The sequence below is a fragment of the Neorhizobium sp. LjRoot104 genome (genome assembly GCF_964253725.1).
Lineage (GTDB): Bacteria > Pseudomonadota > Alphaproteobacteria > Rhizobiales > Rhizobiaceae > Neorhizobium.
On record NZ_CAXURS020000002.1, the window covers coordinates 556917 to 573071 of the forward strand.

Genomic DNA, 16155 nt, shown 5'->3' on the forward strand with positions numbered 1-16155 from the left:
TGCCTGCATTCGCTCGAATTGGTGATCAGTGAACTCTGAGACTGCATCAAAATACGAGCTGCACTTTCATGGCCTTGTTTCTGTCGCCAGCGGCTTCGAACGCCGCGACGGCGTCCTCCAACGGGTAGATTCCCGTAAGCAAGGGCTTCAGATCGACGCGGCCCTTGCTGATCAGGTCGACGGCCAGCCCGAACTCCTCATGGAAACGGAATGTGCCCTTCATCTCGATTTCCTTGGCAACCACAATGTTCTGCGGGATGGAGACGTCACCGCCAAGACCGAGCTGGACGACTGTCGAGCGGGGCCTCAGGACCTCCAGTCCGGAACGGACAGCACGTTCGTTGCCAGAAGCTTCGAACTGAACGTCGAAATAGCCCTTGTTGGCCGAATAGGCGGAGAGCTGTTCGGCATTGCTGGCCACATTGATGACGCGATCGGCACCGATCGACAGCGCCTTCAGCAACACGGCATCCATCACATCGGTTGCAACGATCTCGCGGGCGCCATGCGCGCGGGCCGCTATGATCGCCAATGCGCCGATCGGGCCGCAGCCAGTGACCAGAACCCGCTTGTCGGTGAGCGCGCCCGCGCGGTTGACACCGTGCAACGTCACAGCGAAAGGCTCGGCCATAGCCGCTTCATGGATCGATACCTTCTCGCCGACCTTGTGGCACTGCCAGGCTTCGGCAACGAGACGCTGGCGAAAGGCACCCTGGATATGCGGCATGGGCATGGCTGAACCATAGAACCGCATGTTGAGGCACTGGTTCTGCTGGCCCTTGAGGCAATATTCGCAATGATTGCACGGGCGGCTCGGGGAGACGGCGACCCGGTCGCCGATCGCAAGGCCGGAAACGCCTTCGCCGAGCGCCTTGATGGTGCCGGCCACTTCATGACCGAGGATCATCGGCTCGCGAACGCGAACCGTGCCGAAGCCGCCGTGATTGTAATAGTGCAGATCGGATCCACAGATGCCACCCGCCTCGATGGCGACTTCGACCTGTCCGGCTTCAAGCGCCTCGATCTCTCTTTCCTCGATCCGCAAATCCTTGGCGGCATGAATAACGACGGCTTTCATCAGTCTATCCTCAGATAACAGGGGTCGGCAGGGCGGTGCCGGCGAAGTGAGCGGCGAGATTGTCGCGCACCAGCTTGCCCATCGCCTTGCGGGTTTCAATCGTGCCCGAAGCGTGATGCGGCTGCACCAGCACGTTGTCGAGCTTCAGGAAGCGCGGGTTGAGTTTCGGCTCGCCTTCGAAGACATCCAGCGCGGCAGAGCCGAGCGTGCCGGCCTCCAGCGCGTCGAGCAGCGCATCCTCGTCGATATTGGAGGCCCGCGAGATGTTGATCAGCATCCCCTCCGGCCCGAGCGCCTCGATGAACTCTTTGGAGATGATATGGCGCGTTGCAGCCGATGCGGCGAGCGTGACGAACAGGAAGTCCGAGTGCCGTGCGAGTTCGACCGGATCGGCAATGAACGTCATGCCATCGGCATAGTCCTTGGCCGACACGTCGCTATAGGCGATATCCATGTCGAAGCCCGTGAGGCGCTTGGCGACCTCGAAGCCGATACGGCCAAGGCCGAGAATGCCGGCCTTCCGACCCCAAACCTTACGCTTAAGGGGATAGAGGCCCTTCGCCGCCCAGCTTCCGTCCTTCACCCAACTCTCCGCACCAATCATTCCGCGTGACTGGACGAGCATCATGGCCACGCCGAGGTCGGCCACATCGTTGGTCAACACGTCCGGCGTGTTGGTGACACGAATGCCGCGTGCGCGGCAGGCATCGAGATTAACCGCATCGTAGCCGACCCCGTAGACCGACACGACTTCCAGTTTCGGCAGCTTGCCGATCAGCTCTGCCGAGGCACCGAGCTCGCCGCGGGTGGCGATGCCGCGGATGTTGGCGCCGTGTTGCTGCAGGAACGCATCGCGATCGGCCGCTTCATAAAGCTTGCGAACCTCGTATTGTGCGTCGAGCTCGACAAGGTCCCATTCCGGGTAGGGTCCGACGAGCAGGATTTCCGGTTTGGCCATTGTTTTCTCCGTATGATCTTATGACTTTATGTCGCCATGGCGTATGGCCATGGACGCTATGCGGGAGATCGCCAGCGAGACGATCCGCTCCAGCGACTGGTCGATCTCGACGGTGACGACATCGAGTTCGCCGATGGGAAGCTCAAGCGTGGCGAGCTGGCTGTCGAGTAGCGACAGCGGCATGTAGTGCCCCTTGCGACCCGTCAGCCGCGACGCCAGCATCGTCCGGGTACCCTGCAGGAACACAAAGGTGATCGGCTGGCCCGCCTTCTTCCGCAACAGATCGCGGTAGGAACGCTTCAGCGCCGAACAGGAAATGACCGTGCTTTCGTCTTCCGCCAGTTCGGTGCCCAGCGTCTCCAGCCACGGCCATCGATCGTCGTCGCAAAGCGGAATGCCGCCCTGCATCTTCTCGACATTGGCTGCCGGATGACGGCTGTCGCCCTCGATGAACCGGTATCCGAGGCCGGAGGCGAGCATCTTGCCGACGGATGTCTTGCCGCAGCCGGAAACACCCATGACGACCAGCGGGCCGGCATGGCCGGTTCCGCTAGAGAGAGGTCGTGATGCCGCCGTCGACATAAAGCGTGTGTCCGTTCACGAAGGAGGAAGCCTTGCCGGAAAGGAATACGGCCGCACCGACCAGTTCCTCGACATTGCCCCAGCGGGCCGCCGGGGTGCGTTTTTCCAGCCAGGATGAGAATTCGGCGCTATCGACCAGAGCCTGGTTGAGCGGCGTCTTGAAATAACCGGGTGCCAGAGCATTGATCTGCAGGCCGTGCTTGGCCCAGTCGGTGCACATGCCGCGCGTCAGGTTCTTCACCGCCCCTTTCGTCGCCGTATAGGGCGCGATGCCGGGACGCGCGAGTTCACTCTGCACGGAGGCGATGTTGATGATCTTGCCGCAACCGCGAGCGATCATGTGTCTTGCCACCGCCTGGCCGACATAAAAGACGCTGGAAATATTGGTCTTCAGCAGCTGCTCCCACCGATCGACGGGAAAGTCTTCCAGCGGTGTGCGGAACTGCATGCCGGCATTGTTGATCAAGATGTCGATTGGTCCGGCTTCCGCCTCGATCGCATCGATACCTGCCTTGACGGCCCCGGCATCCGTCACGTCGAAATCCGAGACCGACACTTCGGCACCCGCCTGCCGAAGTTTGCCGGCAGCCACCTCGAGCTTTGCACGGTCCCGTCCGTTGAGGACAACCGACGCCCCATGCGCCGCAAGTCCCGCCGCCAGCGCATATCCGATCCCTTGCGACGAACCCGTCACAAGAGCGCGCTGGCCCGAAAGATCAAATAACTGGAAGCTCATGAAACGCCCCCTCCCAACATGCAATGATTTCGAGGTGTCGTGACGGTCAGATATCGACCACGACACCCTTGGCCTTGATGAACGCGTCGAGTTTGCAGATTTCCATGACTGTCGTGCCGCGCTTGTAGGCTTCGATGTAACGCGCTTCCTCGTCGTCGCGGGCCTGCGAAAGCTGGGCAACCTTCTGTGCTTCGTCGCGGCGCACGACGACGAGCCCATCGGCGTCGCCGACGAGGATGTCGCCCGGATTGATGATCTCGCCACCGACGATGATCGGATCGTTCACGGCAGCGACCGTTTCCTTGACCGTGCCCTTGATGCAGACGCTGAGCGAGAAGACCGGAAGGCCGAGATCCCGAAGGATCGCCGTGTCGCGCACGCCGGTATCCGTGACCAGACCGCCGATGCCCTTGGCAAGGCAGGCATTGGCCAGCACGTCGCCGAACGAGCCCGCTTCCTCGTATTCGCCCGCCGATACGACGATTATGTCGCCCGGCTCGGCATAGTGGATGGCGAACTGCAACATGATATTGTCGCGCGGTGCGCTCTTGACCGTGAAGGCCGGGCCGCACAGTTTCATCCGGTGGTCTACCGGCTTCAGGCGGGAGGATAGCGCCCCCCTGCGACCCTGGGCCTCATGAATGGTTGCGGCTGAAAACCTGGAAAGCGCGTCGATATCGGCCTTGCTCGGCCGCTCGGCGATGTCTTTGATATGGATCATGAAAAACCTCCCACGGGAAGACCGGCGGCGGGCACGTCCCGCCGCCTGCAGTCTTTGTTGTTGTGTGATTGAGTTCAGGCGGAGCCGGACGAGAGCCGGCTTACGGGATCGGGTCGAACTTCAGCTCGGAGAGCGGTACGACCTTGTCGGTGCGGGTCATCTTGTACTCGGTGTCCTGGCCGAGCCACTTGTCCCAGATCTTGTTGAGTTCACCGGACGTGTCGAGCTTGCGCAGCACTTCGTTGACCTTGGCGGTCAGCGCCGGATTGTCCTTGGCCATGCCGATGCCGATCGGCTGGAAGAGCATCGGCTCCTCGATCATGCGCATCGGCTTGCCCTTGGTCTTGGATTCGTTGACCAACTTGGTCGTGGTCATGGTGTTGGCGACCATGCCGCGCGCCTTGCCCTGCTGGACCGCGAGATAGGCCGAACCGGTATCCTGGAATGTCAGCGGCTCGGACTTGTTAAGCTTGATCGACATTTCCGACGTCGAGCCCTTGGTGGAGGCGACGCGCTGGCCTTCGTAGTCGGCCTTCTTCTTGCCGGCGTCATCGACCGGAACGATCAGCATTTCCTTGGCGAGGTAATATGGATCGCTGAACTGGATCTGCTCGGCGCGGCTCTGGGTGTAGGCAAGGTTGGCAACCGTGATGTCGACGCGACCGAGCTTGACTTCCGGCACGCGTGCTTCGACCGAGACCGGCTTCACTTCAGCCTTGACGCCGAGTTCCTTGGCGATGGCATTGCAGAGATCGACGTCGAAGCCGACCATTTCGCGCGTCTTCACATCCGGAGCGGCGAAGGGCGGAACGTCGGCGAACGTGGCACAGCGCAGGGTCTTGTTGGCCAGGATCGTATCGAGTTGATCCGCGACTGCCGGCGAAGCGGCGCCCGCTGCCGCCAGAGCGATGGTGAGTGTGAGGCATTTCCAGTTCATTGCTGTTCTCCTTGTTATGAAGTCTTGATTGATTAATGGCGCAGATCGGACAGGAACCGCTGGGCGCGGGGATGGCGAGGGTTCTGGAAGAAGTCCTCGGGCGGTGCCATTTCGAGGATCTCGCCCGCGTCGATGAACCAGATGCGGTCGGCGACATCGCGGGCAAAACCCATTTCGTGGGTGACGCAAAGCATGGTCATGCCTTCGGCAGCCAGGCTCTTCATGACGCTCAGCACCTCGCCGACCATTTCCGGGTCGAGCGCGCTGGTCGGTTCGTCGAACAGCATGACCGGCGGCTCCATGGCGAGCGCCCGGGCAATCGCCACGCGCTGCTGCTGCCCGCCGGAAAGCTGGCCGGGGTAGGAGTTGGCCTTGTCGGCAAGACCGACGCGGTCGAGCAGCTTGAGGGCCTTGTCGTGGGCCACATCAGCGGAAATACCCTTCACCCGGATCGGTGACATCGAGACGTTTTCGACTGCCGAGAGATGCGGAAACAGGTTGAAGCTCTGGAACACGAAGCCGATCCGGCTGCGCAGCCGGTTCAGCTCGCGTCCGCGCATCGGCGCATGGATATCCTGGCCCTCGAAATTGATCGCTCCGCTGTTGATCTCTTCAAGCCGGTTGACGGTGCGGATCAGCGTGGACTTGCCGGACCCGGACGGGCCACAGATCACCACCACCTCTCCGCGGCCGACCTCAGCGTTGATGTTCTTCAGGACCTGATAGTCGCCGTAGCTCTTGCAGACATCCGAAAGGCGGATCGCATGGCCGTCCTGCGGCTGGGAAACTGGCATGCTCATGGCTGCTCCGTGAGTGTTTTGAGGGGGGCGGCCTCGGTGGCAAGGCGAGCGTTCTGGCGCGGTCCTGCCCGGCGGCGTGCAATGCGCCGCTCCACGCTGTTGGCCACATAGGTCAGGCTCCAGCAGAGCACGTAGTAGACGGCGGCCAGGATGATGAAGACCTGGAACGGCTGGGTGATCAGCTGGTTGTTCACCTGGCTTGCCGCGAATGTCAGGTCCGGCACGTTGATGACGTAACCGAGAGTCGTATCCTTGATCGTCGATACGAAGGTCGAGATCATGCTCGGTATCATGTTGTAGAGCGCCTGCGGCAGGATCACGAAGCGCATCGCACCGAGATGGCTGTGGCCGAGCGCCCTTGCGGCATCCATCTGCCCGGAGCCGAGGGCCACGATGCCGGCCCGCACCACTTCGCTGAGGAACGCACCCTGGTAGATGACCAGCGTCAACAGCATGATCAGGAAGCTAGGCACATCGGCGCCGGTCCACAACGGCACCACGAAATAGCACCATAGGATGAGCATCAGCAGCGGCACGCCGCGGGTGACATAGACGAGGCCCGTTACCGGCCATCTCAACGCCCGCCATTTCGAAAGGCGGGCCAGGGCGAGAAGAATGCTGACCGGAAAGGCAAGCAGGATCGCCAGCAGGGAGAGGATGATCGTATTGGCGAGACCGCCCAGCGGCCCGTTGGGATACTGCCCGATCAGCAGGAGCAGCCAATAGTCCTGGATAATGGTGATGATGTCCTGGATCATGCGCGCGCTCTCCGGGCAGGATCTGCGCGCATCGACAGATAGGCACCGACCCCCATGATGACGAGCGAGAAGAAGAGGTAGAGGACAGTGCCGATCAGGTAGATTTCGAAAGTCCGGAAGCTGATGTTGTCGATTTCCTTGACCGCATGCGTCAGTTCCGACGCCCCGACGACGATCGCCAGGCTGCTGTTCTTGAACAGCGAAACGCTGTGATTGATCAGCGGCGGCAAGGCATTGCGCACGCCCTGGGGCATGACAACGAAGCGCAGGGCCGAGATATAGCCATGCCCGAGCGCCTTGGCGGCCTCCATCTGCCCCGGACTGACCGAGCGCAGGCCGGATCGCAGGTCCTCGCTGAAATAGGCGGCCTGGCACAGTCCAAGGCCGATGACGGCGAATATCGCTTCGGCATTGTGATCCGTCAGCCAATTCGCCAAACCTTGCGGCAACAGTGTGAAGATACCGAAATACCAGAGCATCAGCTGCACCAGCGTCGGCACGTTGCGGTGGTAGGAGATATAGGCCTTGACGACGGGCTCGCCGATCCTGACCGGCGACATCCGGAACGCCAGCAGCAGGATGGCAAGCGTCATGGCCAGCAGCCACGAGCCGACATAGATGATGAAGGTCGTCTCGATGCCGTGCAGCAGCATCCCACGAAAATCGGGATTGCTGAGGATTGCAGATAAGTCGAAGCCGCTCACCGCTTTGCGCCTTCCGCTTGGTAGGCGTCTGCGGAGGTTTCGGGCTTGGCAGTCTGCAGCCCGCCCATTACCTGCAGTGTCGGGGTGATTTCCATGTGGCCGATATTGACCGCAACCGGCGCGGCGATCGCAAAGGCGATCGCGTCGGCGATGTCGGATGCCTGTGGCAGCTCGAACCCGTCGATGAAACGTTCGCGCACGCTCGGGTCGTTACCGTGCACGTGGCTGAATATGTCCGTCGCAACGCGGCCCGGGCAGATTTCCGTAACGCGGACGCGTTTGCCGAATGCGTCGATCCTGAGCTGGTTCGACAGCATGGCGACGCCGGACTTGACCGCATGATAGATGGAATTGCCGCCGAAATTGTAGTTGCCGGCGATCGAGGAAATGTTGACCACATGGCCGCGGTCGCGCTCGACCATGCCGGGGACGATCAGCCGGCAGATATGCAGGACGGCGCGCAGGTTGACATCGACCAGGAGATCGATGTCCTCGGCATCCGCCTGCAGGAACTTTTTCGGCCGGTCGACGCCGGCATTGTTGACCAGAATGTCGAACTGAACGCTGCCTGCAAGCGCGGCGATCGCGGCACGGTTAGTAACGTCGATGACATGCGCGATACAACCGGTACGCTCGGCGAGTTCGTTGAGGGCGTCGGCGCTGCGAGCGATCGCATGCACCTCGATCTTCTCGGCCCGGAGACGTTCGACGACGGCTGCGCCGATGCCGGACGATGCGCCGGTGACCAGTGCGGTTCTGTAATCGGAGAATGACATTCTGGTCCCCTTGTTATTGGCCTGGACAGTAGCGGAGCTTTGACGGCTTGCCTAAGACCGATTATTTCTGGAGTAATAAGCAAGTTTTATGGAGACTGCCGGGTATTGAGCACCAGGCTCAAGGCCTTGAATTCTTTGCTCCGGATCAGGCAGTCATCCTATGGGCGCGCATTGCCAAAGACATGCATGTCTGCAAAACATAGGCCTGCGGAACAGAGCATCACCCGATCCCATGGATATTAGGCGCCTCAAATCCTTCATCGTCATCGTCGACAGCGGCAGTATCACGCGTGCCGCCGATATCCTGCACCTCGCCCAGCCGGCGCTCAGCCAGCAGCTCGCGGCGCTCGAGGAGCATTTCGGCCAGAAACTGCTGATCCGCAGCCAGCAGGGTGTCAGCATGACGGATGCGGGGCATGCCGTTTATCGGCACGCACAGATCATCCTGCGGCAGATGGAACAGGCGCAGGCGGATGCCGCGGCGGCCGGCAACTCACTGGTGGGCCGGGTTTCGGTGGGTCTGGTGCCGTTCAGCAGTGCCGCCACGCTCTCGGTCGACCTTCTGGCGGAAACGCGCAAGCGGCATCCGGGCATCCTGCTGCACCTGACCGAAAGCGTCGGCCAGACCTATAGCCAGATGATCATGACCGGGCGGCTGGAAATGGCGCTGATCCATGGTATCGGGCCGATCAAGGGCGTGCGTTTCGAACCGATCCTCAGCGAGGAGTTTTATCTCGTCGCGCATCGCAATTTTGCGATCGAGGCGGATTCGAAACCGGTGCCGGTCGGCGCTCTGGACGGGATGCCGATGCTGCTGCCGCCCGCCTACAATTTTGTCCGCCGCGCGATCGACACCGCTTTCACCCGCAGCAGGATCAATCTCAAGGTCGTGGCGGAAGTGGAAATCGTCCGGACCCTCGCCCGCGCGGTCGGAAATGGGCTCGGGGCGACGATCATGCCAAAGGCGATTGCCGATCGCATCGTTTCGGAGTCGAGCGAACCGCTCGTCTGCCGGGTCGTCTCGCCGCGGATAGAGGAAACGCTTTCGCTCTGCACCTCGGACCAGAACTCGCTGTCGGAACCGGCATTTGCCGTCCGCGATATTCTCGTTGAACTGACCGAGCGGCTGAAGCTCTGACGAGGGCATCTCCGGCCCGAAATTCGGGCCGGAGGCCTTTGCTGAATTTCAGCGCATCGACTTGCAGAATTCGGCAATGCGCGCACAACCCTCGCTCAGCATCTCCATGCTGGTCGCATAGGAAATGCGGAAATACGGGCTCATGCCGTAGGCTGCGCCCTGAACAGTCGCGACATGGTGTTCCTCGATGAGGCCCATGACGAAATCGACGTCGGTCTCGATCTTGCGCCCGCCCTGCGTGGTCTTGCCGATCAGGCCGGACATGTTTGGATAGAGATAGAACGCCCCTTCGGGCTTGTGGCAGCGCAAACCCTCGATTTCCGAGAGCTTGCCGACCACGAAGTCGCGCCGCTCCCGATAGATCGCAGCACGTTCCTTGAGCAGTTCCTGCGGGCCGTCAAGGGCCGCGATGGCGGCAGCCTGGGTGACCGTCGTGATGCCGCCGGCGTTCTGGGAATTGACCTTGCTGATCGCGGCGACCAGTTCCTTCGAACCGCTGGCGCAGAAACCCAGCCGCCAGCCGGTCATGGCATAGGCCTTCGAGACGCCGTTCATCGTCAGGACGCGATCATAGAGCCTGGGTTCGGCCTCGGCGATCGTGCAGAATTCGAAATCGTCATAGACTAGGTGCTCGTAGATGTCGTCGGTCAGGATCCAGACATTCGGGTGACGCAGCATGACCTGTGCAATCGCCGCCATCTCGGCGCGCGAGCATGCCGCCCCCGTCGGGTTGTTCGGGAAGTTCAGGATGAGCCACTTGGTTCGTGGCGTGATCGCCGCGTCCAGATCATCCGGGCGCAGCTTAAACCCGGTCTGCTCGAAGCAGGGAACGGCGACAGGCGTTCCTCCGGCGAAATGGACAATATCCGCGTAGCTCACCCAGGAAGGGGTCGGAATGACCACCTCGTCGCCGGGGTTTAGGGTCGCCAGCATCGCATTGAAAATGGTCTGCTTGCCGCCCGCCGACGCGACGATCTGGCTGGCGTCATAGGTGAGATTGTTGTCCCGCTTGAACTTCCTGGCGATCGCCGCCTTCAGCTCCGACGTGCCGTCTATCGGCGGATATTTCGTATCGCCGCCCAGTCCCGCAGCGTGAGCGGCCTCGATCGCATGCGCCGGCGTCGGGAAATCCGGCTCCCCGGAGGAAAGGCTGACGACCTTGATGCCCCTGGCGGCCAATTCCCGGGCACGCTGGGTCATGGCGGCGGATGCCGGGATGGAAACGTTCTTCAGGCGGTCGGCGATGGAAGGCATTGACTTGGTCTCTCGGTGAAACAAAAATTGTGACGGCTGGCGGCCGGTCAGGATGCGAGTTCGGCCGCAGGCGCGAGCGTCGCGCCGGCGGCCTCGATTTCGCTGCGGACGATACGGGCAAGTTCCAGTGAACCGGGCGTATCGCTGTGCACGAGAATGGAGCGAGCCGGCATGGCGATGATCGCCCCGTCGATCGCTTCGACGGTCCCGTCGGTCAGGAACCGGCGCACCCGTGTGCGAACTGCCTCCTCCTCCTTGACCAGCGCCCCCGGCAATCCTCGGGCGACGAGCCTGCCGGCGGCGTCATAGGCGCGATCGGCCAGGAAAAGCGCCAGCGTCTTCAGCCTGGCGCGTTTCGCTGCCCTCTCGATTTCGCTGTCCGGCGTCACGAACACCACGAGGTTCGGGTCGACGCTCGAAATGGCACTCATCATCAGGTCCGCCAGCGCGGGGTCGCGATTGGCCATGTTGCCCATGGCCGCGTGAAAGCTGAAATGGCCGACGGTCATGTTCTCGGCCTTGGCGATCGCCGTCAGGGCACCGAGCTGGTACAGCATCTGCTGGCGCAATTCGTCCGGCTGACAGGGTATCTCGCGCCGGCCGAAACCGCTCCGGTCCGGCAGGCCGGGATGCGCGCCGATGCCGACGCCGTTCTGCCTGGCGAGGCGCACCATGCGCGCCATCGTGTCCGGATCTCCTCCGTGAAAGCCGCAAGCGATGTTGGCCGACGACACGACCTGCATCATCGCCTCGTCGTCGCACAGGCGATAGGGACCGAAGCCCTCGCCCATGTCGGAATTCAGATCAATCTTCATCGCGTCCTCCATCTGATCGCGAATGGCGTCAGGCCATCGCCTGCAAGGCGCGCTTGACCATGTGTGATGTCCGCTCGATGTCCTCGACATAACGGGAGACAAGCTGTTCGACCGAGCGGGCCTCGGCATGTGTCGAGTGCACGAACCGCAGCCGGCTGCCGGCCCGCGCCTGGCCGAGCCGCCACAGATCGGCCTCGATCACGCCGGCAATTTTGGGATACCCGCCCGCCGTATTGGCGTCGCTCATCTGAATGATCGGCTCCCCGCCCGGCGGCATCTGGACCACGCCGGGCACCACGCCGTGCGAGCGCATTTCAACCGTCTTCACCGGCTTGATCGGTTCGCCGGAAAGGCGGTAACCCGTGCGGTCGCTGCGCGACGAAATCTTCCAGACCTGGCTCCAGAACGCCTCGCCATCATCGGCGAAAAGCTCATGCTCCCCGGCGGGAATAGCCCGGATCAGCAGCGTGCCGTCATCGGTCACCGGAAAGACTTCGCGCAACGCGACCGCCGGCGCCACGGCGGCAATGCCGCTTGCGGGAAGCGGGAGAGATTCTGGAGCGGCACAGACCTCGACCCGGTCTCCCTTGATCAGCGGCCGGCCGGCATTGCCGCCGAATCCGCCACGCAGCGCCGTGCTTCGCGAGCCCATGAGAACCGGTACGTCGACGCCGCCCCCGAGCACGATATAGGCGCGTGCCAGCTTTGGCGGCTGTTTCAGCTCGAGGATCTCGCCGGTTTCGGCCCGATACGCACACCAGGGCAGCAATGCCCGGCCATCGAGCAAGGGCTGACCATCAGTACCTGTAACGGCAAAAACGGCCGGTTTCTCGAAACGCAGCTTGAATGGAAACATCTGTATCTCGATGGCGGCCGCATCCTGCGGGTTGCCGACGAGGATATTGCCGATCCTGACCGCAAGCGGATCCATGGCGCCACTGGCGGAGACGCCGATGGCGCGATAGCCGGGGCGGCCGAGATCCTGTATCGTATTGAAGGGGCCGGTTTCGATAATTTCGATCATAGCTCAATCCTGTCCGGCACGAAGCGCACCGTATCGCCCGGCGCCATAAGGGCCGGCGTCGGGGACGTCGGGTCGAACATCTGCAGGTCAGCATAACCGATGGAATTCCACCCGTTCGGGCCGGTCAGCATCGCGACACCCGTCTGCATTCCGCCGATCGTCACGCAGCCCTTTTCCATCCTGAGCGACGGAACCGTCTTGCGGGGCATGTAGATGCGGGCATCGAGGCCGTGCAGGTAGCCGAAGCCCGGAGCGCTTCCGAGCGCAAAGACCCGATAGGTTGCCTCGTGGTGGATGCGCACGACCTCCCGGTCGCTCAGGCCTGAAAAATCGCAGACCGCCGCAAGATCGGTCGCATGGGCGCCGCCGTAATGGACGGCAATCTCGATCGTCTTTCCGGAGAGATCGAGGCTGGGGACATTATCCCAGGCCTCCAGAAGCCGGCCAACGATAATTTCCGGATCCTCGGGCGTTTCCGTAAAGATCGCCAGCAGGTTAGTCATGCCGGGAATCACTTCCGCGACATCCGCCCAATTCCTGACCAGATGGGACAGTGCCCAGATGAAACGCTGTGCCGGCAGATCGAATTCACCCGCCGCCTCCAGCAGGAAGGACCGACCTCCGATGAAGGAGACGCGCGCCTTATCCTTCGGGGCAGCGACGATCTGGGGTGAAGACACAAGGGGCTTTGACATGGCGATCATTGCTGGGGCTCAATCTCAAACAGGGCATCGCCGAACCCGACCAGTGCGCCGGGCTCCGCCAGCCGCCGGGCCAGCAGGCCCGATCGGCCCGCCGAAACGGGGAGCAGCACGGAGCCGATGCGGATAAAGCCGACGACATCCTTGTCGGAAACCCTGCGCGGCAGCGTCTCCGTCTCCTCGGAAACCGATGGGTGGATGGCGCAGAACCATCCCGCAATCGGCGCCTTGATCGTCACCGCCGACGCCGTTTTTGCCCCGGCATCGCCTGTCACACGGACGTGTGGCCCCTTGCCGTTCGACACGACGAGGCAAAGACGGCCGCCCGGTCCCGAAATCTCGAGGCCGTCGACGCCGGCTTCCGTCAGCGCTTCCGTCAGCGCGGCAATCATCGCCGGATCACTGAAATCGATGTTGCTCATGCGGCTCTCCGCTGCTTGAGCCATTTTTCCAGATAGTGGATGTCCGTTTGGCCCAGGGCAAAGGCGTCGTCCTCGAAGAGCGTTCGCAGGAAGGGCAGATTGGTGGAAATTCCCTCCACACGCGTAGCGGCAAGCGCGTCGCGCATCGTTGCCATTGCCTCGGCCCGCGTCGGCGCATGCACGATCAGCTTGGCGATCAGGGAATCGTAATAGGGCGAAACCCGATAACCGGCGTGGATATGGGTGTCAACCCGCATGCCCGGGCCTTCGGGAAGCACGAGTTCGGTAATGGTCCCGGCCGAGGGCAGGAAACTTTCCGGGTCCTCTGCATTGATGCGGCACTCGAAGGAATGGCCGTTGCAGGCGATATCGCCCTGCCGCAAAGCGAGCGGAATGCCCTGGGCGGCGTTGATCTGCGCATGGACGATATCGATGCCGCTGGTCATTTCCGTAACCGGGTGCTCGACCTGCAGGCGCGTGTTCATTTCGATGAAGTAGAATTCGCCGTCCTCGTAGAGGAATTCGAAAGTTCCCACGCCACGATAGCCGATCTGCCGGCAGGCCTCCACGCAGGCCAGCCCCACCGGTCCGATCAGGTCGGGCGAGATACCGGGCGCCGGCGCTTCTTCGACCACCTTCTGGTGGCGCCGCTGCATCGAGCAATCCCTATGTCCCAGCCAGACGGCATTGCCGTGGAGGTCGCAAAGGACCTGGATTTCGATATGCCGGGGATGCTGGAGGAATTTCTCCATGTAGAGCGCCGGAGAACCGAAGGCCTGGCGCGCTTCCTCGCGGGTCAGCGCGATCGCCTCATGCAGCGCACCGGCCTCCGGTACGACGCGCATGCCGCGACCGCCGCCGCCGCCCGCAGCCTTGATGATGACGGGATAACCGATCTCCTGCGCTGTCCGTTCGACGATCGCCGGATCGTCGGGGAGCGCCGTCTGTGGTCCTGGCACGCAGGGAACGCCCGCGGCGATCATCGCCCGCTTCGCCGATATCTTGTCGCCCATCGTCGAGATCGCCGAGGCGTCCGGCCCGACAAAGACCAGCCCGGCCTTTTCGATGGCCTCCGAGAAGGCAGCGCTTTCCGACAGGAAACCGTAACCGGGATGAATGGCGCCGGCACCGGTCAGTTGTGCCGCGAGGATGATGGCATCCTTGTTCAGATAACTTTTCGCGGCATTTGCCGGGCCGATACAAAGGAAACTGTCGGCCGTCTTGCCATATGGCGCCTGCCGATCGGCCTCCGAGCAGATGGCCACGGTTTTCAGGCCAAGCTCGCGGCAGGCACGCTGGATGCGAAGCGCGATCTCTCCCCGGTTGGCGATCAGGACGGTATCGAAGCGGCGAAGGGCCGAGGCGGCGTTTTCGAAAGGCTTAGCCATCATGCAATCTCCGCGAGCACGTCGCCGACTTCGACCTCACCGCCATCGATCTCCGTCAACTGGACAAGGCTGCCCGCACGCGGCGCCGCGACCGTGTTGAAAACCTTCATGGCCTCGATGATGAAAAGCGTCTGCCCCTCTGCCACGATATCGCCGTTCTTGACGAAGGGTTGCTGTCCGGGAGCAGATGCGCGATGCAGTATGCCGAAGACCGGTGCCTTCAGCTGAAAAGCCTTGTTTGCCGGAGCTGCCAGCGACGAGCCGGAATCGGGTTCCGCGGCGGTGTCTACGATTTCGTTCGGTTCGGAAACCGGAACGACGGCTGTTGCCTGTCCCGCGTTGCGAAAGATCCGAACCGTGATGTCTTTTTCCGTGACCGATAATTCGGTCACATTCGATCGTCCGACAAAATCGATCAGCGTCTTTATTTTCGAAAGGTCCATCACTGTGCCCGGCATTTCGGAATGCCTATCGCAACCCGCAGAAGATCGGATCGGATCGGCTATCCAATCCGTAACATGCCGATCATGGAGATGGGGTCAGAAGAAGTTTCTATGACCGTCGATTGGGGCATTGCGGAGGACAGCGAGAACGTTACCAGAAAGCGCTATGATGACGATTGGGACGTCTAACAATTTTCGAGCTTGCTGCAATGGTATAGTGCAGGACTTGTGAGGCTCTTGAACCAACGGGAACCTGAGACACGCTAAACCACAGCGTTATCTGTGGCGCTATATTGAACTACTTGCCCAATCTTCATGCCCGTGGCGAATTCGTATTACAAGAATTTTCTCATCTTCTTCAATCCGATAAACGATGAGATGTGCTTTGAAGGGATGAATTCTGACGGGCGGATCAATCTCATCCCGTTCGCGTGCGATGCGTGGATTAGCAGCTATCAGATCAAGTACTGCGAAAAGCTCATCGTGGTAGCGCTTTGCTTGGCCTGCCCCGAACAAACGGACACCTTGCTCGGCGATCGCAATAATGTCGTCTTCCGCCTCGACAGAAAGCTTAAAACTCATGACTTGCTGGCACGAGTCATCGCTTCGGCAAAGAGTTCGTCCTTTGATCGGATGCCAACACCACTTTGGAGCCCGGCATCGACAAAGCGTTGCATGGCGGCGATCTTGTCGTTTCGTGTCTGGTCGCGTCGGATCAGATCGCGCACGTAGTCGCTAGCATTCGAATATCGCCCGGTCTTGGCCTGCGCCTCTACCCAATCCTTCATCTGGTCTGGAAGAGATACGTTCATTGTGGCCATCGGAAACCTCCATTTGAAGGCACCATAGTGAATTTTGGCAAAGTTTGTCAAACGCTCCGATGCCTTGAACGTATTCGAACCGTTGACCTCTTATCGCGA

The 16155-nt window shown here is 61.5% G+C and carries 20 protein-coding genes; 1 reads left to right on the plus strand and 19 read right to left on the minus strand.

Annotation, left to right across the window (positions count from 1 at the left end):
- Positions 1–46: 46 nt before the first annotated feature.
- The 10 genes from ACSQ8R_RS24845 to ACSQ8R_RS24890 form a co-directional block, all read right to left on the minus strand.
- Positions 47–1078, minus strand: coding sequence for an L-idonate 5-dehydrogenase (locus ACSQ8R_RS24845; protein ID WP_436256010.1), 1032 nt, complete (start codon positions 1076–1078; stop codon positions 47–49).
- Positions 1079–1088: 10 nt separating this feature from the next.
- Positions 1089–2036 carry a 2-hydroxyacid dehydrogenase gene (locus tag ACSQ8R_RS24850; RefSeq protein ID WP_436256011.1) on the minus strand — a complete coding sequence of 316 codons (948 nt, stop codon included), beginning with the start codon at positions 2034–2036 and terminating at the stop codon, positions 1089–1091.
- A gap of 18 nt (positions 2037–2054) precedes the next feature.
- Entirely contained in the window at positions 2055–2618 is a 564-nt protein-coding gene (locus ACSQ8R_RS24855; protein ID WP_436256012.1) for a gluconokinase, read from the minus strand.
- Positions 2587–3354 carry an SDR family oxidoreductase gene (locus ACSQ8R_RS24860; protein ID WP_436256013.1) on the minus strand — a complete coding sequence of 256 codons (768 nt, stop codon included), beginning with the start codon at positions 3352–3354 and terminating at the stop codon, positions 2587–2589. Before ACSQ8R_RS24860 ends, ACSQ8R_RS24855 begins: the two co-directional genes overlap by 32 nt.
- Positions 3355–3400: 46 nt before the next feature.
- Entirely contained in the window at positions 3401–4075 is a 675-nt protein-coding gene (locus ACSQ8R_RS24865) for a 4-carboxy-4-hydroxy-2-oxoadipate aldolase/oxaloacetate decarboxylase (protein ID WP_436256014.1), read from the minus strand.
- Between the two features lie 100 nt (positions 4076–4175).
- On the minus strand, positions 4176–5012 hold the full coding sequence (locus ACSQ8R_RS24870; RefSeq protein WP_436256015.1) for an ABC transporter substrate-binding protein: 837 nt from the start codon (positions 5010–5012) through the stop codon (positions 4176–4178).
- Positions 5013–5044: 32 nt separating this feature from the next.
- The gene (locus ACSQ8R_RS24875) at positions 5045–5812 is read right to left on the minus strand and encodes an amino acid ABC transporter ATP-binding protein (protein WP_436256016.1); all 768 of its coding nucleotides are present in this window, start codon (positions 5810–5812) and stop codon (positions 5045–5047) included.
- A complete protein-coding gene (locus ACSQ8R_RS24880; protein WP_436256017.1) occupies positions 5809–6570 on the minus strand; it encodes an amino acid ABC transporter permease in 762 nt (253 codons plus the stop codon). Before ACSQ8R_RS24880 ends, ACSQ8R_RS24875 begins: the two co-directional genes overlap by 4 nt.
- Positions 6567–7274, minus strand: a complete 708-nt coding sequence (locus ACSQ8R_RS24885; RefSeq protein ID WP_436256018.1) for an amino acid ABC transporter permease — start codon at positions 7272–7274, stop codon at positions 6567–6569. Before ACSQ8R_RS24885 ends, ACSQ8R_RS24880 begins: the two co-directional genes overlap by 4 nt.
- Positions 7271–8050, minus strand: a complete 780-nt coding sequence (locus ACSQ8R_RS24890) for an SDR family oxidoreductase (protein ID WP_436256019.1) — start codon at positions 8048–8050, stop codon at positions 7271–7273. The genes ACSQ8R_RS24885 and ACSQ8R_RS24890 overlap by 4 nt, the downstream gene beginning before the upstream one ends.
- Positions 8051–8282: 232 nt before the next feature.
- Between ACSQ8R_RS24890 and nac the strand changes: the two genes are divergently transcribed.
- Positions 8283–9188: a nitrogen assimilation transcriptional regulator NAC gene (nac, locus tag ACSQ8R_RS24895; protein ID WP_436256020.1), complete on the plus strand. Its 906-nt coding sequence runs from the start codon at positions 8283–8285 to the stop codon at positions 9186–9188.
- Positions 9189–9236: 48 nt separating this feature from the next.
- Here nac and ACSQ8R_RS24900 read toward each other — a convergent pair whose 3' ends face one another.
- The 9 genes from ACSQ8R_RS24900 to ACSQ8R_RS24940 form a co-directional block, all read right to left on the minus strand.
- Positions 9237–10442, minus strand: a complete 1206-nt coding sequence (locus ACSQ8R_RS24900) for a pyridoxal phosphate-dependent aminotransferase (RefSeq protein WP_436256021.1) — start codon at positions 10440–10442, stop codon at positions 9237–9239.
- Positions 10443–10489: 47 nt separating this feature from the next.
- On the minus strand, positions 10490–11257 hold the full coding sequence (locus tag ACSQ8R_RS24905) for a 5-oxoprolinase subunit PxpA (protein WP_436256022.1): 768 nt from the start codon (positions 11255–11257) through the stop codon (positions 10490–10492).
- A 28-nt stretch (positions 11258–11285) separates the two neighbouring features.
- The gene (locus ACSQ8R_RS24910; RefSeq protein ID WP_436256023.1) at positions 11286–12281 is read right to left on the minus strand and encodes a biotin-dependent carboxyltransferase family protein; all 996 of its coding nucleotides are present in this window, start codon (positions 12279–12281) and stop codon (positions 11286–11288) included.
- Positions 12278–12976 carry a 5-oxoprolinase subunit PxpB gene (gene pxpB / locus ACSQ8R_RS24915; protein ID WP_436256024.1) on the minus strand — a complete coding sequence of 233 codons (699 nt, stop codon included), beginning with the start codon at positions 12974–12976 and terminating at the stop codon, positions 12278–12280. Before pxpB ends, ACSQ8R_RS24910 begins: the two co-directional genes overlap by 4 nt.
- Positions 12977–12981: 5 nt before the next feature.
- A complete protein-coding gene (locus tag ACSQ8R_RS24920; protein ID WP_436256025.1) occupies positions 12982–13404 on the minus strand; it encodes an acetyl-CoA carboxylase in 423 nt (140 codons plus the stop codon).
- The gene (locus ACSQ8R_RS24925) at positions 13401–14792 is read right to left on the minus strand and encodes an acetyl-CoA carboxylase biotin carboxylase subunit (protein ID WP_436257274.1); all 1392 of its coding nucleotides are present in this window, start codon (positions 14790–14792) and stop codon (positions 13401–13403) included. The genes ACSQ8R_RS24920 and ACSQ8R_RS24925 overlap by 4 nt, the downstream gene beginning before the upstream one ends.
- On the minus strand, positions 14792–15235 hold the full coding sequence (locus ACSQ8R_RS24930) for an acetyl-CoA carboxylase biotin carboxyl carrier protein (RefSeq protein ID WP_436257275.1): 444 nt from the start codon (positions 15233–15235) through the stop codon (positions 14792–14794). Before ACSQ8R_RS24930 ends, ACSQ8R_RS24925 begins: the two co-directional genes overlap by 1 nt.
- A 288-nt stretch (positions 15236–15523) precedes the next feature.
- Positions 15524–15817 carry a type II toxin-antitoxin system RelE/ParE family toxin gene (locus ACSQ8R_RS24935; protein WP_436256026.1) on the minus strand — a complete coding sequence of 98 codons (294 nt, stop codon included), beginning with the start codon at positions 15815–15817 and terminating at the stop codon, positions 15524–15526.
- Positions 15814–16056, minus strand: a complete 243-nt coding sequence (locus tag ACSQ8R_RS24940) for a type II toxin-antitoxin system ParD family antitoxin (RefSeq protein WP_436256027.1) — start codon at positions 16054–16056, stop codon at positions 15814–15816. Before ACSQ8R_RS24940 ends, ACSQ8R_RS24935 begins: the two co-directional genes overlap by 4 nt.
- Positions 16057–16155 lie beyond the last annotated feature (99 nt).